Genomic DNA, 23,189 nt, shown 5'->3' with positions numbered 1-23,189 from the left:
GTAAGCGCCACATTGATAATGCGCAGCAGTCCTAAAGCCGACAACTTTTTACTGGTAGACAAAAAACAGCCTGCCCTGATACGTTATTTAACCGGGACAAGCTGTTTAGATTTAATTCCCGCCTTTGGTAGCAGTTTGGTCGTACGTACTTAAACTCACATCCGTTGCAGCAACAGTTTTAGCTTTCTCACCCGCATCAGCCGCAACTTTTACTGCTGCAGCACTTTCCTTACCACCCAATTCAGAAGCCATAGCGGCGACTTGATTGCGGGCAGTTTTACCAAATAATGTAAAAGCACCAATAGCAGCTATAGCAATCAGTGCCACTATGATGATGTACTCTGTCATACCCTGACCTTTAACGCGTTTATTAATAACTCTCATGCTCACTCTCCATTTTTAACACAAAATTCACCTATAATTATATTAATAAATCACAAAAACAAAATACTCCATTTTAATTAAAAATAAATTAAATTTAGTTTCAATTAATAAAAATAATACTCCTTATGGAGCATGAAAATTAGCTAACAGATTGAAAATTTATGATTTTTAACGTGGGATTTAGTTACTCCGTGTTAAACAAGGCACTAAGCTGAGTTCGATTTTTAACTTTTGCTTTTCGTAAAATGCTTTGCATATGGGTTTTAACTGTATTTGGCGAGAGATGTAGGCTGGCGGCAATTTCAACATTTGCCAAGCCTTCAGAAGAAAGCTTAGCAATTAACTTTTCCTTTTTTGTTAAATTATGCAATGAATCTGAGAGCTTTTGCGTTCTTCGTTTCTGTAGTTGCTTGTAAACTAACTGCTCCAGCGCGGCACGTGAGTACCAAAGCCCCCCTTCATTTGCGACCCTAAGAGCTTTAACCATTTGGTCTAACGTCATATTAAGCGACATCACACCAATAAAACCTTGGTCTAAAGCAAAGACCTCTGCTACACGTGGATCTGAGTCTACCAATAACATCAGCGGTTGTTCTGATGTTACCGCCTTTATATCTATGCTAGCTAAGCCATCATCTACAATATTGCCAGACGCACGAAGTAACAACCATCGAGGTTCTGTTTCTCGCTGAATATAACTACTTAAGCCTGATATAGTTATCTGGCAATATGAAACAGAAAGTAAATCTAAACAGCTAAACACTGAAGCCAGGCCAGCATTTGTATCAGAAATAATTAAAACATCTGCCATTTATCATCCTTAATTTTAACTGTTACATCAACCTGCGATGCCTATTCCTGCCCGCAAAAAAATCACAATTTAACCACCTAACAAACCCTTTATAACGCACAACCAATCACACAAACCACCATAAAAGACATATTTACCCAAAAAATAAACAAAAACACTTTAACTAACGAATCAACCATGTCTTAGCTGCGCTGTACAGCACCAAAATAGCGAAACGCCGTAATACCGCTTATTGCTACCAGCGCCACTATAATGAGGTATTCTGTCATGCTCTGGCCCTGCCACCGTAGAGTTATCATCAGCAAACATCCCTGTAAAGAAAGTTTAAATAAGTGGCATGGCTAACTTCGGCAGGATTAATCCGCTGCTATTAACTATAAGTGGCATAATAATAAAGCCGGGGACTACCACAAACTCTGCAAGTACCCCGCCTTTTTTTGCCTGCTACCTTGCGCTAAGTTCATCTGTTCTTCGCTTAAAGGTTTATTATTGCAAGCTAATAGGGTTATTCCGATACCTTTCGGACCAATGTGTGCCACCACAAGCGCTTAGCATTAGTAAGCTGGCAGGTAGTGTTGAGGCCATACACTTGCGAAAAGAAGGGCGTAAAAGTGAGGTTTGTACTTTCATGGGTAGGCCATCTCTCTGTCTATTTCGGCCTGATTCTTGGCCTCAAGAAAATCTCGCGCTTCTTTGGTAAACAGTTTTACCGGTAGCTTAGCCAGACAATGGCTAAAAAACCCGTCCTGTAACTTAGCTAAATTTTTGCCGGTATAACCTACATAGTGCTTTTCGGCATAATCCCTTACCAGCCATTTTGACACATGATTACCGTCATCCGGATCGTGTATCTGATTATCATCCATATCCCGCATGTCAAAATCAGACTCGGTGTAACCAACTTCCTGCGACCCTTTTTTAAAGGCAGTAAGCCACTGTTCTAAATTATCAGCTTCTATTTGGCAAGTAGCTAACTTTTCCAGCATATGGTATTGGCCATTAGCTTTAGCTTCATAAATCGTTTTGCGCTCTATCGGTGTATCCCATTTATAAGGCTGGTAGTAGCGCATATCTTCCGGCTGCTCTTCTTTGGGCATTAGCAAGCGCGATTGTGCAGTGGCATAGGGGGTTAGCAGCACGGCACAAACCGCTACTGCAAATACGTGTTTAAACATCAACATCTCCAAATATCATTATCTGTTACAGCACACCAGCCGTGATTGAAAGTGGCAGTACCCTTTCATCTGACGGGGTCAAAGTATGCTACGGCCTCTTACTACCGAGTCGTGTAGCCAGCCTGCGCAGTACTGAATGATCCACTTTGCGCCCCAGCAGACGTTGTATCGGGCTCGAACCGGACCGAAAACTGCTGGCAGAGAATCATATAGCGGTTTACCTTGGCGATAACCAAGGTTATCATTTAAAAATAATACTAATCAATAAATTAACTAAAAATACTTTAATATATCAACTAAAATCCATTTAACTTAAATTTTTAACATTGAGGGTGTTATGCATTACCTGATTTTAAGCTTGCTTTTTGTTACAAGTTTTTCCCTGTTAGCCAAGTCAGATCATCCGCTGGTATCAGACTACCCGGGGGCCAGTATTTATCACCATGCTGTTAGTAACTACACTGACGTGGTGATACCACAGCATAAGGTGACTAACGACAAAGCTTTTAGTGGCGTCACAGTTACTGGCAAACAAACCGGGCATATTTATCGTATTCAAGGCGAGCATTCAGCTTTACATATTGCGGAAAATTATCTGGATGTGGTAAAGCGCTTAAATGCCAAGTTACTGTTATTGTGTCGTTCAGACTGCGGCCGCAGCTTTTCAACAAAATTAATACATGAATTACACTGGAGCAGTAGTATTTTCGGCAATTTATCCGACTTTTCCAGTTTTGATAAAGAACATTATTATATTCTGGCGCAACTAGGGCCTGACGATGCCCCCACTTATTTACAGTGGTTTATTAAACAGGCATCCGGCGACACCGTTGAGTTAGGCCAGATTATTACCGAGCCCCAGCAGTTGCAGTTGGGTCTGGTCAAAGTGTTTGAAGATGCTATCACTCCTGAGCCCATGCCAAGCCCTGCAGCCACTAGTTTAGGACCAGACCAGGCAAAAGGCGGCGATCACCCGCTTATTTCACGCTATAGTGGTGCCAAGCTTACTCATAGCAAGGTAACCGAGCACACTGAAGTACGACTGGCCACCGGCATTGCTGATGAACATAGACAAGTACCGCAGTTAGTTCTGGCTGGAAAGTCAACCTTGTTGCATTACGAGGCGAGTAAAGACCAATCTACTTTACAGATATTTCGTAATTATCAACAAGCACTAGAAAATGCAGGCTTTAAGCTGATATTTAGTTGCGAACATCAGGCCTGCGGCGACAATCAGTTAGCATTATTATGGCAAGGCAGCCCCGAGCGGAACCGCTTTAAAGGTTACTTAACTAACAGCAACTCCGCCAGAGACGATTACCGTATGCTTACGGCTTATAAAACAGTACATGAGCAGGATATCTATCTGTCGGTCGCTGTAAAGAAACACAATGAGTATAGCAATGTTGATATAGCCCACGATATTATTGAGCTAAGCACCATACAAACCAACCGGGTAAGTATTGATACCGCCTACCTGCAGAACGAACTGAGCCGCAGTGGCAAAGTAGTATTGCATGGTTTACATTTCGCCAGCGACAGTGCCACCCTGTTACCTGAGTCTGCCGATTCATTAAAGGTAATAGCTGCATACCTGACCCAACACGCCGAACAAGCCTTTTATGTGGTGGGCCACACTGATAACAGTGGTAGCCATAGCCACAATATACAGCTATCAAAAGCGCGTGCTGACAGCATTTTACAAGCGCTGGTTAAGCAAGGTATTAAAGCCGACAGGCTGCTGGCCGAAGGTGTTGGCGCTATGTCGCCGCAACAACATAATGGCAACGCCGGGGGTAAAGCAATAAACCGTCGGGTAGAACTGGTGTTACGGTAGCTTCTGTGTGCTACGCATGGGACGAAAATAGTCGTGGTTGAGATAAAACTGCGGCTGTTCGTTGGCTGCACACCACTTCGGCACACCCAGCAGGGGTAATGGTGTTAATTGCTCAGTGCATAGCAATGCACCATTATCAATCAGTGAGCAAAGCTGGTCATCAACGTACGCATAAGCAGCTGTTAAAGGCCACTGGCTAAAGCCGGCCGGCACTTCAATAAACAGAGCTTTAGCCGTTAAACCAATAAAAGGCGCCGTTGCCATTTCGTATATGGCATGGCCGAAAATCATTGGCCTTATGCCCTGCCACCAGTCACTGCGCTGCTGTACAAAGCTTTGCTGCCACTGATGTTGGCGCAGCAGTTCAGCATGTTCAAATGCAGCAGGTTCAAGGCATATAACCAGGCCGCATTCATCGAACAGCGTCAGTTTATTACGCAGTTTGCTACGCTGTTTCAGACCGTGCTGAGCAATTTCTGCCATATGCAGCTGATTTAACAGCGCTTTGGTTTTTGGGAATAAACACCAGATCAGCGCACCAAAAAAGTCGTGCCAGTTGTCCTTGCGGGTAGGTATGCACTGAGTGGCATAAATATATTCTTCATAGTAGCGGCCATCGGCGCTAATCGTGTCGTTATCGACAAAGCTCACGCCAGACTGCGGTAAGCACTGATTAAGCCAGCCAATATCAGGGTAATCTGTTAACTGCCCAAAGCGGAAACGCTGACATAAATCAGCAAATATCGGGTTGCCAAGCAGCAACGCTGTGTTCCAGTCTGCCGGGGGCGTAAAGCGGTTTTTTACTTCAGTTTTTTGCATAAGCCGTCTTGTCTGTTGCTGTCGCTGAAAACCCTCAGCATAAATTACTTATAAAAAGCGCGAAAAAGCGCTTGCAATTTTAGCATGGCATGGCACATTCAAGGGGTGCGTTTAGACGTACATACTGCCAAAACCACCCGTCATCTTTCAACCTACACGGGTGTTGGCTGCGACAATGCCCCCTATCACTTAGTTTAACTAAGCTCAAGGGATGAATTGTCTTGCCGCCTACGTGTAAGTTGAAATCTATAGGGTACAAAATGTGTTTACACAAAATTAATTAATAGAGGTTATCATGTGTTCGATATTCGGGGTGCTTGACATCAAAACTGATGTTAAAGCCTTGCGCCAGCAGGCGCTGCAGTTATCCAAGTTATTACGTCACCGCGGGCCAGACTGGTCTGGCGTGTGGAATAACGACAATGCCATTTTAGTGCACGAGCGCCTGGCGATTGTAGATACTGAAAATGGCGCCCAGCCCCTGATTAATGATAATCGAAATCACATTCTGGCAGTGAATGGTGAGATCTACAATCATAAGCAGCTCGAAAAAGAGCTGGCAAGCCCTTATCCATTCAAAACCAAGTCAGACTGTGAAGTAATATTACCGTTATACCTGGAGCACGGCGCTGATTTTATTGATCAGTTGCAAGGCATGTTTGCCTTTATTTTGTATGATGCCGAGCAAAACCGTTACCTGATTGCGCGTGACCATATTGGTATTATTCCGCTGTACTATGGCTACGACGAGCACGGCCAGCTGTTTGTCGCCTCAGAGCTAAAAGCTCTGGTGCCGGTATGTAAGCAAATTAAAGAGTTCCCGCCGGGCCATTACTTCGACAGTAAAGTTGGCGAACTGCGCAAGTATTATCAGCGTGACTGGCAAAGCTATGATGCCGTAAAAGATAACCCGGCCAGTTTAACTGAGCTAAAAGCTGCGCTGGAACACAGCGTAAAAAGCCACTTAATGTCTGACGTGCCCTATGGCGTATTGCTATCCGGCGGGCTGGACTCCTCGCTTATTTCAGCCATTGCCCAGCAATTTGCCAAGCGCCGGGTTGAAGATAACGACGAATCTGAAGCCTGGTGGCCACGCTTACACTCTTTTGCTGTTGGCCTGGCTGGCTCACCAGACTTAATTGCCGCGCAAAAAGTGGCAGATGCTATCGGTACCGTGCACCATACTGTGCACTTTACCGTGCAGGAAGGTTTAGACGCACTGCGTGACGTGGTGTATTTCCTTGAAACCTATGATGTAACAACCATTCGTGCCTCAACGCCAATGTATCTGATGGCACGTAAAATTAAAGCCACCGGCATTAAAATGGTATTGTCGGGTGAAGGCTCAGATGAGCTGTTCGGCGGCTATTTGTACTTCCATAAAGCGCCCAATGCGAAAGAGTTTCATGAAGAAACCTTACGTAAACTGGACCGGTTGCATATGTTTGACTGCAACCGCGCCAACAAAGCGATGTCGGCCTGGGGTATAGAAGCCCGGGTACCGTTTCTCGACAAAGACTTTATGGATGTCGCCATGCGCTTAAACCCACAACAAAAAATGTGTGGTGGCGGTAAAATGGAAAAACACATCCTGCGCCAAGCGTTTGATGGCCTGCTGCCAAATGAAATTTTATGGCGCCAGAAAGAACAGTTCTCTGACGGTGTCGGCTACAGCTGGATTGACAGCTTAAAAGCCCATGCCGAAAAAGAAGTGTCCGATCAGCAAATGGCCACTGCCAGCTTCCGCTTCCCGGTGAACACACCAGACAGCAAAGAAGCCTATTACTACCGGGTGATCTTTGAAGAGCACTTCCCGCATGCCGGCGCTATTGCCTGCGTACCGGGTGGTAAATCTGTTGCTTGCTCTACACCGGAAGCGCTGGCCTGGGATGCAAAAATGGCGCAAATGACCGATCCTTCCGGCCGCGCCGTACGCGATGTACATACCCAAGCTTATTAAGCTGTAAGCAAAACAACAAGGCCACGCAATTGCGTGGCCTTTTTTATGCGTCAGGTTATGTGCGGAACACTATTTCTGAAACTGTTCCTGTTGTGCCTGTGGCGCTACACGGGTATCAATTTTACGTTCTTTGCTGCGGAACAGGTTTTTCACGTCTTCCAGTATTACATACAGCGCCGGTATTAATATCAGAGTAATAATGGTGGCAAATAAAATACCAAACGCCAGCGACACCGCCATTGGCACAACAATTTTTGCCTGTAAGCTTCTCTCCAGTACTATCGGTGCCAGACCGACAAAGGTGGTAAGCGAGGTGAGCAATATTGCCCGAAACCGCTGCGCACCGGCTTGGGACACCGCCTGACGGATAGATAACCCCTCCTCACGCGCCCGGTTAACAAAGTCGACCATTACCAGCGAGTCATTTACTACCACACCGGCCAGCGCCACCAGGCCAAAGATAGACATAATGCTCATGCTCAGGCCAAGCACCATATGGCCGATCACTGCACCGACCAAACCAAACGGGATCACGCTCATAATAATCAGCGGCTGGCTGTACGATTTCAGCGGAATAGCCATTAAGGCATAAATACAGAACAGCGCAAACACCCCGGCTTTCATCAGGTCAACCTGAGCGTCCATTTCATCCTGGCTGGCCCCGTCAAGCTCACCGGTTACACCTTCATATTTAGCCGTCACTTCTGCGATTACCGTACGGCGCATTTCGCCTACGACTTTGCCAGGTTCAATGGTCGATTTATCGGCCGCGGCAGTAATAGTAACGGCACGCTCACCATTTACCCGGTTTATGGCGCTGAAACTGGGCTGCATGGTATAGCTGGCCACCTGATTAAACGGAATTTCGCCGCCATCAGCCGTACGAATGCGCATATTTTCCAGGCTGCCGACAGAGCTGCGTTCAGTACGTGGGTAACGCACCATCACTTTTACTTCTTCGCCATCGCGCTGTACCCGCTGCGCTTCAGCACCGTAAAAGCCATAACGTACCTGACGGGCCACATCTGACAGGGTTAAACCGAGTAAATGTGCTTCAGGTTTTAACTGCAGTACAATTTCGTCATTGCCGCCGAGTAAATTATCTTCAATATCATAAACACCGGCATACTCGGCTAACCGGCCTTTTAGCTCTTCGGTGGCCAGTTTCAGGTTGTCCAGATTGGTGCCACGAAGCTGCAAGGCAATGTCAGCCCCGCCGCCGCCAGCAGTTGAAGCATTAATCTTAAAGGCTTTCACACCGGGAATATCCGGCATTTCGGCACGCCAGCGGTTAGCAATTTCAAAACCATCAATTTCACGGCCTTCGCTTTTTTCCAGTTCAACCACCAACTGGCCGGCAGTGTCACTGTTTAAAAATACTAAGCGGTGCTTGATAATACTGTCGTTGTATTCTGCATATAACTTGTCGTTGGCCCGTACCAGTGCGGCTTCAGCTTCGCGCAGCGCATTTACTGTTGCCTGATTAGACGAACCTTCCTGCATGGTTAAATTGGCATTGATAAAGTCACTGGGGATATCGGGGAAAAACACCCAGCGCACAAAACCCCCGCCGAGCACACCAAACATCAGGATCAACATAGCCATAAAAGCGGCCATAGTGACATAACGGTAATGAATGCAGCGCTCAACAAACGGCTGATACCATTTTTGGATAAAGTGGTTCAGGCCGGACATCACTTTCATCCGCACGGCTTTTAGCGCATTGCTGCAAGCGCGACCACAGCTGTAAAAAATGCCTCTGCGCTGCGGATCCCACGGCTTGGTATCCATATTGACAATATGCGATGGCAAAATTAACTTGGACTCTACCAGCGAGAAAATCAGGCAAAGCACCACGACCCAGGCGATAGAGCCCCAAATTGGTGCCTGTGCACCACCTACCATTAACATAGGGGCAAATGCCGCTATGGTGGTTAACACGCCAAATGTAGCTGGCATGGCCACTTTTTTCGCCCCGGCAATGACCGAATCTACCGATTTACCGCGCTTTTCAATTTCGCTGTAGGCACTTTCGCCAATAATAATCGCGTCGTCGACTACTATCCCCAGCACGAGAATAAAACCGAACAAACTGATCATATTGATCGACACATTAAACATCGGTAGCGGTAGCATCGCCATAGCACCGAGGAAACACACCGGAATACCCACCATTACCCAGAATGCAATACGGAACTCCAGAAACAGTGTCAGTGCCAGCAATACCAAAAAAGCACCCATCACCAGGTTGTTGCTCATTAAATCGAGCCGGCCTTGCAGGTAGTAACTGGAATCGCCCCAATGCGCGATAGAAACGGACGACGGTAATTGTTTTTGTTTGCGCTCAACGTAAGCTTTTACCTGATCGGCAATTTTCAGTGTGTTGTCATCCCCCACTGCGGCAACCCGGATAGACACCGAATTTTTACCATCGAAGGTTGATAAATCTTCCCGTTCAATAAAACCATCGTTGATAGTGGCAATATCTTTTAACGCTAAGCGCGTGCCATCAGCAAAGGTTAGCAGCACTATGTCTTCAAAATCTTGTGAAAAGTAGGCCTGGCCTTTGGTACGCAGCAGGATATTGCCGCTGTCAGACTTAATCGACCCACCGGGTAAATCAACAGAGCTGCCGCGAATAGCACTGACAACCTGATCAAAGGTCAGCCCGTATTCTTTTAACTTTAACTCAGACAACTCAACAGACACTTCATAGTCGCGGGCGCCAACCACTTCCACTTTACTAACGCCCGGCAATTTACGCAGCTCATCGCGGATATCTTTAGACAACTCTTTTAACGTACGTTCAGTGGCATCGCCATACAACGACAACCACATAACATCGCTTTCAAACCGCACCCGGTACACTACCGGCTTTTCGGTTTGCTCCGGCAAGGATGAAATGGCCGAAACCTGGGTTTTAATTTCATCCATAACCTCCTGCACGTTGTAGTTATTGGCAATTTCAGCCCGCACTGTTGCCAGGCCTTCAACTGCAGTTGAGCGAATGCGCTTAATACCGTTAACACCACGCAGGCTCTCTTCAATTTTATCAATAACACCACTTTCTACTTCCTGAGGTGCCGCCCCCAGATAAGGCACGCGGATATTAACCTGCTCCAGTAATATTTCAGGAAACATCTGTTTTTTTATAGTAAAAACGGAGGCGATACCGGCAACCAGAATAATCGCCATCAGTAAGTTAGCCGCCACGCTGTTACGGGCAAACCAGGATATTAAACCCTTGTTGGTATCCATGCCTTACTCCTTGCCCTGGCTGGCCAGAACTGCGGTTTCAGGCTTAACGGCGCTTTCTGCTACTTGTTCGTTTACATCAGAAGCAACACGCACTACAGTGCCGGCCAGCGGGTTAGCAATAGCCGAGGTCGCCAGACGATCACCGTCAATAAAACCAGAACGGATATAAGCCGAGTGCTCGTCAGAGCGCTCAACGATCACCGGGCGAAATTGCAGTTGGCTATCTTTGTCGACTACCAGTACCTGCTGTTGTGCCAGCAGTAAATGCCGCGGGATCACCACTACTTGCTCGGTGGCATCTCCTAAAATTTGTGCCTGCACAAAACGGCCAAAACGCAACGGTGACTGCTTGCGGCTAATACGCTGATAAGGATCGGTAACTTCAGCAACGGCATAAATTACCCGGCTGCGTTCATCCAGCACACCTTCGGTGCGTACCAACCGGGCCGGCCATTGCATAATCTGGCCGGCAACCGCCGCGGTCAGCACGACTTCAGGCTGATTGCTGTTTTGCGTAAAATCAGGGATCTGTAAAAAGGCTAAATCGTTATCGGTCAGTGGTAACCTGATTTCAGCGATGTCAGTGCCGTAAATCATACCAACACTGGTACCACGGCTGATAAACTGCCCCAGGTTAGCATCGCGGCTTTTCACCATACCAGAGTAAGGCGCACGGATTTCTGTACGGGCTAAGTCGCGGTTAGCACGTTCCAGTTCAGCTTCTGCTGAACGCACTGTTGCCAGCGCTCCCGCCAGTTGCGGCCGGCGCAAACCCAACTCCGGAGCTTTACCGGCGGTAAAAGAGCGCCATTCTTCTTCGGCAACACGGCCGCGGGCTTTTTCTTCTTCCAGTGCCGACTGGGCATTGGCTAAACTGGCCTCTGCCGCCTTAACGTTGGTTAGATAGTCAGCTTGTTCTACCCGTACCAGTAAATCGCCTTTATTAAAAAAACCACCTTCAACGAAGTTTTCCGCCACTTCAACAATACGGCCATTCACTTCCGAACTTAAATTGGTTTCCAGTTTTGGCCGCACTGTACCTTGCGACTGAATACGGTAAATCAGGTCTTGCGAGGCAATCTGCTGCGCATTAACCAGTATGCCCGGGCGTTGCTCCTCTTTTTTCTCAGGAGGTTTTCGCATACTTGCCAGACCTATTGCCGCAACGACCGCCATTACGATAACGGCCACCGGAACAATGATTTTTATAATTTTTGCTGCCATGTTGTTTCCCACGATGCTGTTTTACTGACGCCATACTAAAACGCCAGCACAATAAAGTAACCTTGCGAATGTTACGCTTTGTATCAGTAACCGCAATGGCAGACTACTCTACAGAAATGATTCTGTAACCAGGCCACGCGGGATCGCATGGCAAAGCCTTATTTGTTGCGGTGCGGCCACTATTTTAGCCACGCCGGCGTTGCCGGTTTGTGCAAATAGCCATGTCCGCAGTGTAATATCTTGTTACAACTGCAGTTCTTTATTGTTGTACAGCCAAAAGTAAAAAAATAGTTATATCAACCTGCAAAATGGTTATTTGCCGTAGCGCGAAAAATTTTCTATGTTGGTGCTATAGCTGTTCTGATCATTAATTAACCATAAGGCTGGCAACACTGAATAACATTGGCCGGCTACAACAGTTTTAGTTAAGCATAATCCGTCACAATTTGAGGGCAATCTATGAGCATCAGTAAGCAATATTTAAAAACCAAACCACTGTGCAAAGTTACTTTTACGTTACCGGCCCATCGCGGTATTTCGGCAGAACAAGTAGCACTGCTGGGAGAATTTAATGACTGGGATCCGGCAGCGCTACCGATGAAAAAAAGTAAAAGTGGTGATTTTACTGCAACCGTCAATCTGGAGAAAAACAAGGAATATCAGTTCCGCTACCTGGTTAATGGTGGCACCTGGCTAAATGATGAAGCCGCAGACTGCTATCAGCCTTCGCCGGTGTCTTACGACAATAATTCGGTGGTCAGGCTGTAATATATTTTGGGATGACATCAGGCCGCAAAGCGGCCTGTGTTATTTTAACGCTCAGCACTTTTGTAATAGCAAACAGCCTACTGAATAACCTGCACCAAACGAGCACAAAATAGCATGATCACCCTGTTGCAAACCTTGTTTGTTCTTGTGAAACGCAATAACTGAACCGGCTGACGCCGTATTGGCATAGGTATCCAGCACCAGCGGCGCTTCCTCTGGCAAGGGATCACGGCCAAGAATTTTCTTTGCGGCAAAGATATTCATATTAATATTGGCCTGATGCAGCCATAAACGCTTTAACTGCTCTGGCGCTACCTGCTGTGCGGCCATTTCTGCCAGTATCACATCCGCTACTATCGGTAGCAGCTCTTTAAATACTTTGCGCCCTTGTTGTTTAAAAAACGGCGCCAGCGGGTCTGGTGGCAAACAATGTTCGGTATAGCCGACATCGCAACGGATATTATTAGAAAATTCGGTTTTAAGCCGCATGCCATTAATACGCCAGGCATTGTCACTGCTGCAACTTTCTTCAGCTTCAATAATGGTGGCGGTGCAAACGTCACCAAAAATAAAATGGCTGTCGCGGCTACGGTAATTTACCTGCGGCGAGGCAAATTCCGGGTTAACCACCAGCACCACTTTGGCCGTTCCACCGCGAATAGCATTTACCGCATTGCTGATAGCAAAAGTAGCGGAAGAACAAGCTACATTCATGTCAAAAGCATAACCGGCGGCGCCCAGTTGTTGCTGTAACTCAATTGATAATGCCGGATAAGAGCGCTGCATATTCGAGGCGGCGCAAATGATCAGATCAATATCAGCGGCAGTTTTATTCGCCTGCGCCATGGCCTCACGGGCGGCGACAACGGCCATTTCTACCATTTCCGGCAATTGATCTTCGCTGCGCCGGGCGAACACCGGCTGCATAACGGCGGGATCTAAAATGCCGTCTTTGTACAACACATGGCGCGCTTTAATGCCAGAGGCTTTTTCAATAAATTCACAACTGGAATGCTCCAGCGCGGCAACGTCGCCGTTGGCGATAGCAACAGACTGCTCAGCATTAAATTGATCAACATACTGGTTATAACTGGCGACGAGTTCTTCGTTAGTAATAACCTGCTCTGGCGTAAATAAACCAGAGCCACTGATAACAACATTTTTCATAGTACTAACCTTGTCTGATAACGGTTTTACTACCGTTTTAAAAGTGCCGTCAGTATAACTGAAGTTACACTCTCAGTTGTACCCTGGCGTTATATTACCGGCTTATTCAGTCACGATTTATGCTGCGCGGTGTACATTAGCAAGGACTGTAAGCCATAATAGCGCCAGTATTCACATATCTTTCATTATTTTGCTTATTTTAATACGGGATTTCTCAAGGCGGATGCAAAACCCAGGCTTACTGATCACTGCAGTGCTGGCAGCCACGCTAGGCATTAATTCGATCGCTTACGCGGAGTCATCATATCAATTTAAAATTAACGGCTTAAGCGGCCCTTTATACGACAATGTGGCTATTTACCTGCAAAAATACAGCGACGCCGACAATATGCCCGGCGTGCGTTTTCAGGCCACGGTGGAGCAGGAAGTGCATACCGCTATGCAAGCTCTGGGCTATTACGACAACCAGGTTACCGTTACCCACAACGCCGCCCAACCCAGGCTACTGCAAGTTAATGTGAAAACCGGTGAGCCGGTACGTATTGCGAAAAGTGATATTGAACTGTCTGGCGACGCCACCACAGATGCCGATTTTAAAGCCCTGCTCGCAGCACAGGCACCTAAACAAGGCCAGATACTGCACCATGGTGCTTATGATGGTTTTAAAAGTGCGTTAAAAAGCCTGGCTATGCGTAAAGGCTATTTTGACGCTGATTTTGAACTGGCGCGGCTTGAAGTAGCTCCAGAGTTAAAACAAGCCTTTGTGCATGTCCATTTTAATGCCGGTAAGCGCTACAAATTTGGTGCAGTAAGCTTTAGTGGCAACCAGATAGACGAACCGAGGTTGCAATCTTTAGTGCCTTTTGCCGAAAATGAATACTATCTGGCCAGTGAGCTGGGTGAGTTTAACCAGGCGCTGGCGGCTACCGGCTGGTTTTCTTCAATACTGGTAGAGGCTGATACATCGGAGATGCAGGATTTTACCCTGCCAATTAACGTGGCGCTGGAGCCAGAGCGGCGCAATATTATCGAAACCGGTATTGGTTATTCCACTGATGTGAAAACCAGGCTGAAACTAAACTGGAATAAGCCCTGGTTAAACTCTGCCGGCCATAGCCTGAGCAGTAAGCTGGCATTATCTGAAATAGAACAAAGCGTAGAAGCAGCATACAAATTACCGCTGGCCAATGTTGCTACTGATTTTTATCAGGTGCAGCTTGGTTTTCGTAATCGTGATAATCAGGACACCAAAAGCCGCGAGTCAAACCTGGTGTTGGAGCGCCACTGGTTGCTACGCAGCGACTGGTACCGTATCGCCTCTGTACGCTGGTTATATGAAGACTTTGTGCAGGCCGATCAAAACGATACTATCAGCCTGATTATGCCCGGTTTAAGCTACAGCCGTACCAAGCAGTCGGGCGGTTCAATGCCCTCTTCCGCCAACCGCTTATTGTTTGGTGTTGAAGTGTCAGATGAGAGCTGGGGCTCCGATGCCAGCTTTTTCCGTTTGCGCGGCCGTGCCGGCTGGATAGGCAGTGCTGGTAATAACCATCGTTTTGTAACCCGCGTTGATGCCGGCGCTATCTTGATGGAAAGCTTGTCACAACTGCCACCATCACTGCGTTTTTTTGCTGGTGGTGATAACAGCATCCGGGGTTATGGCTATGAGACTGTATCGCCACGCAACAGTGACAATGAGCTGACCGGCGGCCGCTATATGGTAACCAGCGCACTGGAATACCAATACCGGGTTAAAGGCAACTGGTGGCTGGCAGCATTCACTGATTACGGCAGTGCCTGGGACGATAGCCCCGACTGGGTGCAAGGCGTGGGTATGGGGGTGCGCTGGGCTTCGCCGGTGGGCCCTGTTCGCATTGATTTTGCCTGGGGCCTGGACGACCCGGGCAGAGGCTTCCAGCTGCATTTTGCATTAGGGCCTGAATTATGAGTTGGCAAACCACCAAGCGTTGGCTAAAACGCAGCTTAAAATGGCTGAACTGGACACTGTTAATCCCGTGTGCCGTATTAACCCTATTACTTTTCACTCTGCTTTACACCCCAGCCGGTTTACGTTTTAACCTGTGGCTGGCGCAGCATTTTGTTAGCGGTTTTAGTGTTGAGCGCAGCGAAGGCAGTGTACTGGGCGGTAACACCTTATATGATCTGCGCTGGCAGGATACCTCCACCCACCTGACGTTGGAGCAAAGCACACTGCAAATTAATAATGGCTGCTTTTTGCGCTTAACACTTTGTGTTGAGCAACTGACGTTACAAGGCATGCAACTTGAGATTGCAGCTAGCGACACCCCGCCCCCGCAGGATGCCCCCGCCCCTGCAAGCGGTTTATGGCTGCCATTTGCTATTGATATCAAGCAATTACAATTGAACAACGCCAGTGTGGCCGTTAGTGGTACTACATTAAACTGGCAACAATTTAGCACCAGCGCACAGCTGTGGGGCAATAAAGTACAACTTAACCAGCCGCGCTGGCATAAAGTGACATTAGCCCTGCCACCAACTACCGATACGCCAGCCAATGAACCCTTTGCCTACCTGGCGCCGGTATTAAGTGATATCAGGCTACCACTGAGTTTATTTGTTGATCGTTTCCGCCTGACAGATTTTACACTGCAGCAGCCGGAGCAGCAGACTATTAGTGAGCTGACCTTCAGCCTGCAAATGTCGCCAGAGCAAATAAACCTGACTCAGCTGGATATCAGCCACCCGATGGCCACGCTAAATGCCTCGGCCAGACTGCAGCCAAGCGGCAATTATCCGCTCAAAGCCGATATACGGCTGCGACTACTGGATACACAACTGGCCGGACAACGGCTGCGCGTTACCCTGGATGGCTCACTGGCCGACTTGCAACTGCAAGCCTATGCCAGCGAATTGCTTGAGGCTGACTTATCATTGTGGCTTAACCTGCTGGACAACACACTGCCGCTGCGGGCCAGCTTAAATGCAGCTCAGCTGCAATGGCCGCTTTCGGGCCAGGCCGACATCCAACTGGGCCAACTGGAAATAACAGCAAACGGTGATCTGGAGCAGTTACTTTTCTCCAGTCAGGTCGCACTAAGCGGTAAGCAAATACCACAAGCCAATATACAACTGAGCGGCCGCAGCAGCTTAACTGACGTCACGCTCGACAGCTTAATCATTAACACTCTTGGCGGTGAGCTTCGCGCCGAGGCAGAGCTTAGCTGGCAACAACAATTAAGCTGGCTGGGTAAGCTGCAGTTAACGCGGGTTCAGCCCGGCCAGTTCTGGCCGGACTATAGCGGCGAGCTAAATGGCAATATGCAGTTCAACGGCAACCTGACACCACAAGGTGGCTGGCAACTGGCACTGCCGCAGCTGGAACTTAACGGCACACTGCGTGACTATAAACTGCTGCTTGAAGGCAGCCTCACCGCGGCAGACCTGACAGGGCAAGGTGACTACCAGATAAACACTCCAGGCCTGACACTACGCCATGCGCAAAACCAGATCCAACTGACCGGCTCGCTGGATAAAGAATGGCAACTGGCAATGAACGTTGCCATACCTGCACTGGAGCAAACCATAAGTGGCGCCAACGGGGAAATCAATGCTGACTTCAGGCTCAGCGGCAAGCGCGACACACCACAGCTTAAAGGCACACTTAATGCCCGCGATCTGCAGTGGCAGGATGCCAGCCTGGAGCAGTTAACAGTGGATACCGATCTGAGCTTAAGCAGTGAGCAAAATCTAACGACGGCACTAACATTACAGGCCACTAACGGCAAATATCAGCAGCAAAATGTTGATCAGCTAAACCTGACCCTGAACGGCACAGAGTTACGCCATCAACTGACACTGGAACTGGCCAGCCCAGAGCATAATGCCAGTATTGCCATGACGGGCAGCTTAAAAGCGGGCGAATACTGGCAAGGCAGGCTGGTATCAGCACAGTTGGACAGCCTGCTGGGGCCATGGCAACTGGTTGACAGCACCGCTCTGGATTACCGCTTTGCCAACGCGCGCTTAACCGTACAGCCACACTGCTGGCAACAGGAGCAGGCGAACCTGTGTGCCATCAAGCCACTAAAACTCAGTGCAGAACATATAGAGCTGGACCTTGCCCTACAGCAATTTGATCTGTCAGCCCTGGATAGCTTTTTGCCCGAACAAATGGCAGTACAAGGCAGTGCTGATGCGCAAGTCAGTGCCAACTGGCAACAAGGCAAACAGCCGCAAGCGCAGGTTAAACTCAATGGCACCAGTGGCAACTGGCAATATCAGATCGAACAACCGCTAACACTGGGCTGGCAAAGCTGGCAGCTGGAAGCTGCCCTGGCCAAAGATACCTTAACCAGTACTTTGCAATTGCAACTGGATAACAACGCCAGCTTGCAAACTGAAGCCACCATCACCGACGTACAATCCTCTTCGCGTAATGTAGAAGGTAGACTGCTGCTGCAACAATTCAGCCTGGCCTTTTTACAACCACTGCTGGAGCAAAGCAGTGAGCTGGCCGGCATACTTAACAGCGACTTACGCTTTAATGGTGATTTAACCAACCCGGCCATTAACGGCAACCTGGCGCTAAGTGGGTTTAAACTCTCTGGCAGAGAGGCACCACTAGACGTTACCGATGCCAATATAGAACTGAAGTTTGCCGGGCAACAAGCCACTCTGGAAGGTCTGGTGACAACCAGCAAAGGCGAAATTAATCTGAATGGCGATGCACAATGGCCGCAACTGGATAACTGGCAAGCCGCACTTAAAGTCAAAGGCGATGAGCTAAGCCTGCAAATTCCTCAGGCGCGGCTGCAAATAGCGCCAGATTTAACCCTGACTGCCAAGCCAGGCCTGACATCACTTAAAGGCACAGTGCAAATTCCTGCTGCCCGGATCAGCATCGACAGCCTGCCACAAACTGCTGTCGGACTATCAAATGATCTGGTGTTACTGGATGAACATTTGCAACCAATCCCGGCAGAAGAAAAAACCGCTTTTGCTCTGCAAACTGATATTAATGTTGTGCTTGGCAGAAGAGTGCAATTATCGGCCTTTGGTCTGGAAACCCGCCTCAGCGGCAACTTAAGGGTGCGCCAACAGCCTAACCAGCAACCTACGGTGAACGGCGATGTAAACCTGCAAAATGGTACCTTTCGGGCCTATGGCCAGGATTTACTGATCCGCCAGGGAAAAATGAGCTTTAATGGCCCATCTGATCAACCCTTCCTAAATGTGGAAGCTATCCGTAACCCTGACAACATAGAAGACAATGTTATCGCCGGCATTCGTGTTACCGGCCCGGCCGATGAGCCAATCATTACCATTTTCTCTGAGCCGGCCAAACCGCAGGCTAATGCACTGGCGTATTTGCTAATGGGCCGCGATATCGGCAGTGATTCAGGCAGCACCGGTGCAGCCCTGACTACCAGCCTGATCGGCATGTCTATTTCGTCTACCGGCGCTTTAGTCGGCGAGTTAGGCGAGGCCTTTGGTGTGCGTGACCTGACACTGGATACCGCTGGTGCCGGGGATGACTCTCAGGTAACAGTGAGCGGTTATTTATCACGCGATTTGCAGATAAAATACGGTTACGGCATTTTTAATGCTATCGGCGAGTTTACCCTGCGCTACCGGCTGATGCGCAGCCTTTATCTGGAAGCTGTCACCAGCCTGGATAATGCCGTGGATTTACTGTACAAATTTGAATTTGATTAATCGGCCCTGAGTAATACATGCTGATAGCGTCCCAACGAGGCATAGGGCTCAGTACGGTTGTACTGCAGTTCCAGTGCCAGCAGCTGTTCAAAATGGCTTTGTTGCTGGCTGCGATCTTGCAGGTAATCATGAAAACAACGCACCCCGGTTTTAGCCAACAAGCGAAAACCGGCGTGTTCACACCAACGCAGCACATCCTGCGGTGGTAGTGGATGCTGCGGGTTTAAACTGACTTTTTTCTTCACCTGAAAATCTGCTGCGACATAATCAAAATTACCAAACAAAATATTGCCGAAGCGTTTGGCATCTTTGTTATAAAACATCAAAGATAATACTCCGCCCGGTGCCACCAGCTTGCGCAGCTGGGCAATAGCCAACTCGGGCTGAGCCAGCCACTCCAGCATAGCGTGACACAATACCAGCCGGTATTGTCGTTGGTGCGTTGCAGCCAGCTCTGCCAGCCCTATCTGGCTAAATGTTAGCTGCGTCAGGCCCAGCTCTTTCGCTTGCTGCTGTGCCAGCTGCAGCATCTGGGCAGAAATATCGGTCAGATGCACGCTATGGCCCTGCGCAGCCAGTGCCAGAGCTAACTGGCCCTGGCCTGCGCCAACATCGAGGATCTGACAAGGCTGTTGCAATACTTCAAGTTCAGCTAAATCACGCAACAGCACCAACTGGCGCAACTTGCCCTTGGTACTGTTGTATATATTGCGGCTAAACTTGGCGGCTATGCCATCAAAGCTACGATCGGTTTTTTGCTTCATGCCGGGTTATCAATATCAATAAATTGCACTTCCAGCCCCAATTGGCGGGCAATAAATTCGCCCAGTGCTTTTACGCCATAACGCTCTGTCGCATGATGGCCGGCGGCAATAAAATGAATGCCCAGCTCACGTGACAAATGAATAGTTTGTTCTGACACCTCGCCGCTGATAAACAACTGGGCGCCGGCAGCGGCAGCCTGCTCGATATAGCTCTGGCCACCACCTGTGCACCAGGCCAGTTTGCTGACAATATTACTGGCGGTACTGGGGTCAACAGCATGCAGCAACACCTGACGTTGCAAGGTTTTTTCCAGTTGTTGTGCAATTTGAGCAACACTCAGCGCCACCGCCAGTTCGCCCTGCATCAATACGCCGTTTGGCTCGGCTGCAGCAACAGCGGTAATATTTTCTGCGTTAAGTAATAAGCCTAATTGTGCGTTATTGCCAAGCAGCGGGTGCACATCCAGCGGTAAATGATAGGCCAGTAAATTAATATCATGGCGCAGCAGGGTTTGCAGGCGTTTTTTCTTGATCCCGGTAACCTGGGCAGTTTCATTTTTCCAGAAATAACCGTGGTGCACCAGTATTGCATCGGCATTTATGGCAACTGCAGCATCAAGTAAGGCCTGGCTGGCGGTAACTCCGGTTACCACACGGCTAATCCGGGCTTTACCCTCAACCTGCAAACCGTTGGGACAATAATCCCGGATTTTTTCACTTTGTAATTCGTTGTTCAGAAATCTGACTAACTGGTCGCGATCTATCATCGGCTGGTTTTCCGCTGCTGTTAATAGCCGCATTGTACTGCAACAGGTAAAAAAATCAGGCACATTTGTCTAACAGTGGCAAAATGTTGTATAAATAGCGAGCTAGTTGCTTAAATAATGTCTGTTAAGGATCCGTATGAGTAAATTGGACAAAGATCAGGTTGTTGCTGAATTTACCGCAGCCTACAAAGCTAAGTTTGGTAAAGCGCCACAACTGGAACAAAAACCCGGCTGGTTCAGCGTAGATGGAGATAAGAATATCCGTCTGGCAGAGCTGGCTGAATTAGGTGCCAGTTACAGTGCTGACAAAGCTACAACCCAAAGTACAGCTAAAGCCAAACCGGCAGCAGAGAAAAAAGCTGCCCCGGCCAAAGCTTCAGCCAAACCAGCTAAAAAACCTGCCGCCAAGCCTGCAAAAGCAGCCAAGACTAAAAGTGGTAATGGCCAGTCTGCAGCTGATATCTGGGCTGCACGGTTGGACGACAAACAACGCCAGCCCCGCGGCTATCGTTAACCAGCGTCAGTCTGGCTGTGTTAATGCAGCCAGACGCGTTTTTGCTTCAATCCACTGCCCCATAAATTTGGTACTGCGATAGTTATGATGCCTGAGCATCAGCCCGGTAAAATTCGCCTGGCGGTGAGGTTCTAACTGCTGCATTAAGTCGTTAAGCTGTTGCCAAATACGTGATTCATGTTGAGCCAGACTAAATTTTTCCTGCACTATATTAAAGCCAGCACCTTGCGCCCGTTGCCAAAGTTCACGCTGCTGATACAAACTTACCGCTGCCTGAGCGATGGTATCGCTATCTTGTGCAATAACACCGCCCCAATCGCCCTGTAGGGTCATCCCCTCTGCACCCACCGCAGTGGTTACATTGGGCGTGCCGCAGCGCATAGCGTCCAGCAGCTTACCTTTTAACCCGGCACCAAATGCCAGTGGTGCCAAACACACCCGGGCTTGTTGCATCACCGCTAAGGCATCAGCCGCCCAGCCCTTAATTAAAAACCCCTGCCTGGGGTTATGTAGCGCTGTGGCTTTGGGCGGCGGATAAGCCCCATAAATATGCAGCTCTGCCTGCGGCAGTTGTTGGCGGATTAACGGCCAAATCTCCTGCTTTAACCACAATACAGAGTGCCAGTTAGGAGCATGGCGGAAATTACCAATAGCGATAAAGTGTTGCCGCCTGTCAAAATCAGGCACTGGTGTTAGCGGTAATTCATCAAGCAAAAACGGGCAGTAGCACAGCAACGCCGGTGGCACTTTATAATGTTGCTGCAATAATTGCAGTTCAAACTCTGAAATGACCAAGGTTATATCACAGCGGTAAATGGCGGCTATTTCACGCAGCGCCAGTTCTGAATTTAAATCCTCTGCGACCATGTCTTTACCGGCATTAAAACTGTGCTGACGGGCATCACGCAGCGCATGGCAATCTTCCATATCCAGAATACGTAATGCCTGCGGGCAGGCCTGCTCTACCCGCCAGCCAAATTGCTCTTCCAGCATAAAGCGATCAAACATCACCGCTTGCGGTGCTTGCTGGCTTATCCACAGCTCAAAGCTACTGTCGTTTAAACTGATACTGTGCTCAGTTACGCCCAGCTCTGCCAGCGGATAACGATGCTGCCCCGGCTCAGCCGCACTGGCAAATTGAACCTGCCAACCTCGCGCCAAAAACAGCCGGATTAAACTCAGCATGCGGTAACCGGCAGCAGATGAGTTTGGCTCTGGCCAGACATAACCAATTATAATTAATAATGGCACCTTGCTAAGGGGCATAGCACCTCCGGACAAAACCGCCATTCTAACGGCAATTGATGTCAGGTAACAACTTGGCAGCGGGCTATGTCGTGCTAAGATACAGCATGCTTTGCGCAGGCAACCTGATATGACGACGACACCTTACTCCCCCATCGAAGAACACTTACATGCAATAAGCCACGGCATTGGCGCAATACTCAGCGTTGTGGCATTGATATTAATGCTGCAGCTATCTGTGCAGGCTAACGACAACTGGCGTTTGTTTAGCAGTATTATTTATGGCAGCAGCCTGATCTTGTTGTACAGCAGCTCTACGCTATATCACTCAATTCACCGTATTGAGATTAAACATCGGCTGCGGCAGCTGGACCATGCAGCAATTTTTATTCTTATTGCCGGTACCTATACCCCATTTACGTTAGTAAATTTACGTGATGACTGGGGCTTGCCACTGTTTGGCCTGATCTGGCTGGTCGCTCTGGCCGGCGTAATAATAGAGCTGGCTACAGCACTAAAATACAAAAAATTGTCATTGGGGTTGTATCTGGGGATGGGCTGGCTGGTGATTATTGCGATACAGCCGATGCTAAATAATGTTGATACCGGTGGCATGCTGTTATTGCTCGCAGGTGGCTTAAGTTACTCTTTTGGCGTTATATTTTATGCCTGGAAACGGCTTTTTATGCACCATGCTATCTGGCATTTATTTGTGCTCGGTGGCAGTGTACTGCATTTTCTCGCGGTGTATTACTACGTACTACCGGTTTAAAAAACAGGCCGGATTATTCCGGCCTGT

At 48.3% G+C, this 23,189-nt stretch carries 17 protein-coding genes; 7 read left to right on the top strand and 10 right to left on the bottom strand.

Annotated elements, in window-relative coordinates; all coding sequences use genetic code 11:
• Positions 1–111 precede the first annotated feature (111 nt).
• From BLW68_RS07985 to BLW68_RS07975, 3 genes are all read right to left on the bottom strand, one after another.
• Complete coding sequence (locus BLW68_RS07985) at positions 112–384, bottom strand: pilus assembly protein (RefSeq protein WP_092792068.1); 273 nt, start codon at positions 382–384, stop codon at positions 112–114.
• Positions 385–568: 184 nt separating this feature from the next.
• Positions 569–1,195: a helix-turn-helix transcriptional regulator gene (locus tag BLW68_RS07980; protein ID WP_092792065.1), complete on the bottom strand. Its 627-nt coding sequence runs from the start codon at positions 1,193–1,195 to the stop codon at positions 569–571.
• Positions 1,196–1,821: 626 nt separating this feature from the next.
• Positions 1,822–2,370 (bottom strand): hypothetical protein, encoded by a 549-nt coding sequence (locus tag BLW68_RS07975; protein ID WP_092792063.1) that lies wholly within the window; start codon positions 2,368–2,370, stop codon positions 1,822–1,824.
• A 337-nt stretch (positions 2,371–2,707) separates the two neighbouring features.
• Here BLW68_RS07975 and BLW68_RS07970 point away from each other — a divergent pair, with 337 nt between their 5' ends.
• Entirely contained in the window at positions 2,708–4,207 is a 1,500-nt protein-coding gene (locus BLW68_RS07970; RefSeq protein WP_092792061.1) for an OmpA family protein, read from the top strand.
• On the opposite strand, the gene BLW68_RS07965 is transcribed toward BLW68_RS07970, so the two are convergent.
• A complete protein-coding gene (locus BLW68_RS07965; RefSeq protein WP_092792059.1) occupies positions 4,199–5,026 on the bottom strand; it encodes a DUF3025 domain-containing protein in 828 nt (275 codons plus the stop codon). The two genes, BLW68_RS07970 and BLW68_RS07965, sit on opposite strands and share 9 nt — an antisense overlap.
• Positions 5,027–5,321: 295 nt before the next feature.
• Here BLW68_RS07965 and asnB point away from each other — a divergent pair, with 295 nt between their 5' ends.
• A complete protein-coding gene (asnB, locus tag BLW68_RS07960) occupies positions 5,322–6,986 on the top strand; it encodes an asparagine synthase B (protein WP_092792057.1) in 1,665 nt (554 codons plus the stop codon).
• Between the two features lie 69 nt (positions 6,987–7,055).
• Here asnB and BLW68_RS07955 read toward each other — a convergent pair whose 3' ends face one another.
• On the bottom strand, positions 7,056–10,244 hold the full coding sequence (locus tag BLW68_RS07955; protein ID WP_092792056.1) for an efflux RND transporter permease subunit: 3,189 nt from the start codon (positions 10,242–10,244) through the stop codon (positions 7,056–7,058).
• Positions 10,245–10,247: 3 nt separating this feature from the next.
• Complete coding sequence (locus BLW68_RS07950; RefSeq protein ID WP_092792054.1) at positions 10,248–11,468, bottom strand: efflux RND transporter periplasmic adaptor subunit; 1,221 nt, start codon at positions 11,466–11,468, stop codon at positions 10,248–10,250.
• Between the two features lie 459 nt (positions 11,469–11,927).
• Here BLW68_RS07950 and BLW68_RS07945 point away from each other — a divergent pair, with 459 nt between their 5' ends.
• Entirely contained in the window at positions 11,928–12,236 is a 309-nt protein-coding gene (locus tag BLW68_RS07945) for an isoamylase early set domain-containing protein (RefSeq protein ID WP_068230823.1), read from the top strand.
• Between the two features lie 51 nt (positions 12,237–12,287).
• Here the strand turns inward: BLW68_RS07945 and BLW68_RS07940 are convergent, their stop codons facing one another.
• Positions 12,288–13,403 (bottom strand): beta-ketoacyl-ACP synthase III, encoded by a 1,116-nt coding sequence (locus BLW68_RS07940; RefSeq protein WP_092792052.1) that lies wholly within the window; start codon positions 13,401–13,403, stop codon positions 12,288–12,290.
• 223 nt (positions 13,404–13,626) lie between these two features.
• Here BLW68_RS07940 and tamA point away from each other — a divergent pair, with 223 nt between their 5' ends.
• Both tamA and tamB read left to right on the top strand, forming a co-directional pair.
• Positions 13,627–15,351 carry an autotransporter assembly complex protein TamA gene (tamA, locus tag BLW68_RS07935; RefSeq protein ID WP_092792050.1) on the top strand — a complete coding sequence of 575 codons (1,725 nt, stop codon included), beginning with the start codon at positions 13,627–13,629 and terminating at the stop codon, positions 15,349–15,351.
• Positions 15,348–19,100, top strand: coding sequence for an autotransporter assembly complex protein TamB (gene tamB / locus BLW68_RS07930; protein ID WP_092792048.1), 3,753 nt, complete (start codon positions 15,348–15,350; stop codon positions 19,098–19,100). Before tamA ends, tamB begins: the two co-directional genes overlap by 4 nt.
• Here tamB and BLW68_RS07925 read toward each other — a convergent pair.
• Entirely contained in the window at positions 19,097–19,864 is a 768-nt protein-coding gene (locus BLW68_RS07925) for a methyltransferase (RefSeq protein ID WP_092792046.1), read from the bottom strand. The two genes, tamB and BLW68_RS07925, sit on opposite strands and share 4 nt — an antisense overlap.
• Entirely contained in the window at positions 19,861–20,631 is a 771-nt protein-coding gene (locus BLW68_RS07920) for a Nif3-like dinuclear metal center hexameric protein (protein ID WP_092792186.1), read from the bottom strand. Before BLW68_RS07920 ends, BLW68_RS07925 begins: the two co-directional genes overlap by 4 nt.
• A 136-nt stretch (positions 20,632–20,767) precedes the next feature.
• On the opposite strand from BLW68_RS07920, the gene BLW68_RS07915 reads away from it, so the two are divergent.
• Positions 20,768–21,145: a hypothetical protein gene (locus BLW68_RS07915; protein ID WP_092792045.1), complete on the top strand. Its 378-nt coding sequence runs from the start codon at positions 20,768–20,770 to the stop codon at positions 21,143–21,145.
• A 6-nt stretch (positions 21,146–21,151) separates the two neighbouring features.
• Here BLW68_RS07915 and BLW68_RS07910 read toward each other — a convergent pair whose 3' ends face one another.
• Complete coding sequence (locus tag BLW68_RS07910) at positions 21,152–22,411, bottom strand: glycosyltransferase family 4 protein (RefSeq protein WP_177172181.1); 1,260 nt, start codon at positions 22,409–22,411, stop codon at positions 21,152–21,154.
• Positions 22,412–22,520: 109 nt separating this feature from the next.
• Between BLW68_RS07910 and trhA the strand changes: the two genes are divergently transcribed.
• Positions 22,521–23,162, top strand: coding sequence for a PAQR family membrane homeostasis protein TrhA (gene trhA / locus BLW68_RS07905; RefSeq protein WP_092792043.1), 642 nt, complete (start codon positions 22,521–22,523; stop codon positions 23,160–23,162).
• Positions 23,163–23,189: the final 27 nt, after the last annotated feature.

It is taken from the genome of Rheinheimera pacifica, assembly GCF_900108485.1.
Lineage (GTDB): Bacteria > Pseudomonadota > Gammaproteobacteria > Enterobacterales > Alteromonadaceae > Alishewanella > Alishewanella pacifica.
This window is presented reverse-complemented; position numbering and strand designations above follow the sequence as displayed.

Coding starts and splice junctions, on each gene's coding strand:
- BLW68_RS07915 (WP_092792045.1), top strand. CDS start 20,768: ATGAGTAAATTGGACAAAGATCAGGTTGTTGCTGAATTTACCGCAGCC.
- trhA (WP_092792043.1), top strand. CDS start 22,521: ATGACGACGACACCTTACTCCCCCATCGAAGAACACTTACATGCAATA.
- BLW68_RS07970 (WP_092792061.1), top strand. CDS start 2,708: ATGCATTACCTGATTTTAAGCTTGCTTTTTGTTACAAGTTTTTCCCTG.
- BLW68_RS07980 (WP_092792065.1), bottom strand. CDS start 1,195: ATGGCAGATGTTTTAATTATTTCTGATACAAATGCTGGCCTGGCTTCA.
- tamA (WP_092792050.1), top strand. CDS start 13,627: ATGCAAAACCCAGGCTTACTGATCACTGCAGTGCTGGCAGCCACGCTA.
- asnB (WP_092792057.1), top strand. CDS start 5,322: ATGTGTTCGATATTCGGGGTGCTTGACATCAAAACTGATGTTAAAGCC.
- tamB (WP_092792048.1), top strand. CDS start 15,348: ATGAGTTGGCAAACCACCAAGCGTTGGCTAAAACGCAGCTTAAAATGG.
- BLW68_RS07975 (WP_092792063.1), bottom strand. CDS start 2,370: ATGTTTAAACACGTATTTGCAGTAGCGGTTTGTGCCGTGCTGCTAACC.
- BLW68_RS07920 (WP_092792186.1), bottom strand. CDS start 20,631: ATGATAGATCGCGACCAGTTAGTCAGATTTCTGAACAACGAATTACAA.
- BLW68_RS07925 (WP_092792046.1), bottom strand. CDS start 19,864: ATGAAGCAAAAAACCGATCGTAGCTTTGATGGCATAGCCGCCAAGTTT.
- BLW68_RS07945 (WP_068230823.1), top strand. CDS start 11,928: ATGAGCATCAGTAAGCAATATTTAAAAACCAAACCACTGTGCAAAGTT.
- BLW68_RS07950 (WP_092792054.1), bottom strand. CDS start 11,468: ATGGCAGCAAAAATTATAAAAATCATTGTTCCGGTGGCCGTTATCGTA.
- BLW68_RS07985 (WP_092792068.1), bottom strand. CDS start 384: ATGAGAGTTATTAATAAACGCGTTAAAGGTCAGGGTATGACAGAGTAC.
- BLW68_RS07955 (WP_092792056.1), bottom strand. CDS start 10,244: ATGGATACCAACAAGGGTTTAATATCCTGGTTTGCCCGTAACAGCGTG.
- BLW68_RS07910 (WP_177172181.1), bottom strand. CDS start 22,411: ATGCCCCTTAGCAAGGTGCCATTATTAATTATAATTGGTTATGTCTGG.
- BLW68_RS07940 (WP_092792052.1), bottom strand. CDS start 13,403: ATGAAAAATGTTGTTATCAGTGGCTCTGGTTTATTTACGCCAGAGCAG.
- BLW68_RS07965 (WP_092792059.1), bottom strand. CDS start 5,026: ATGCAAAAAACTGAAGTAAAAAACCGCTTTACGCCCCCGGCAGACTGG.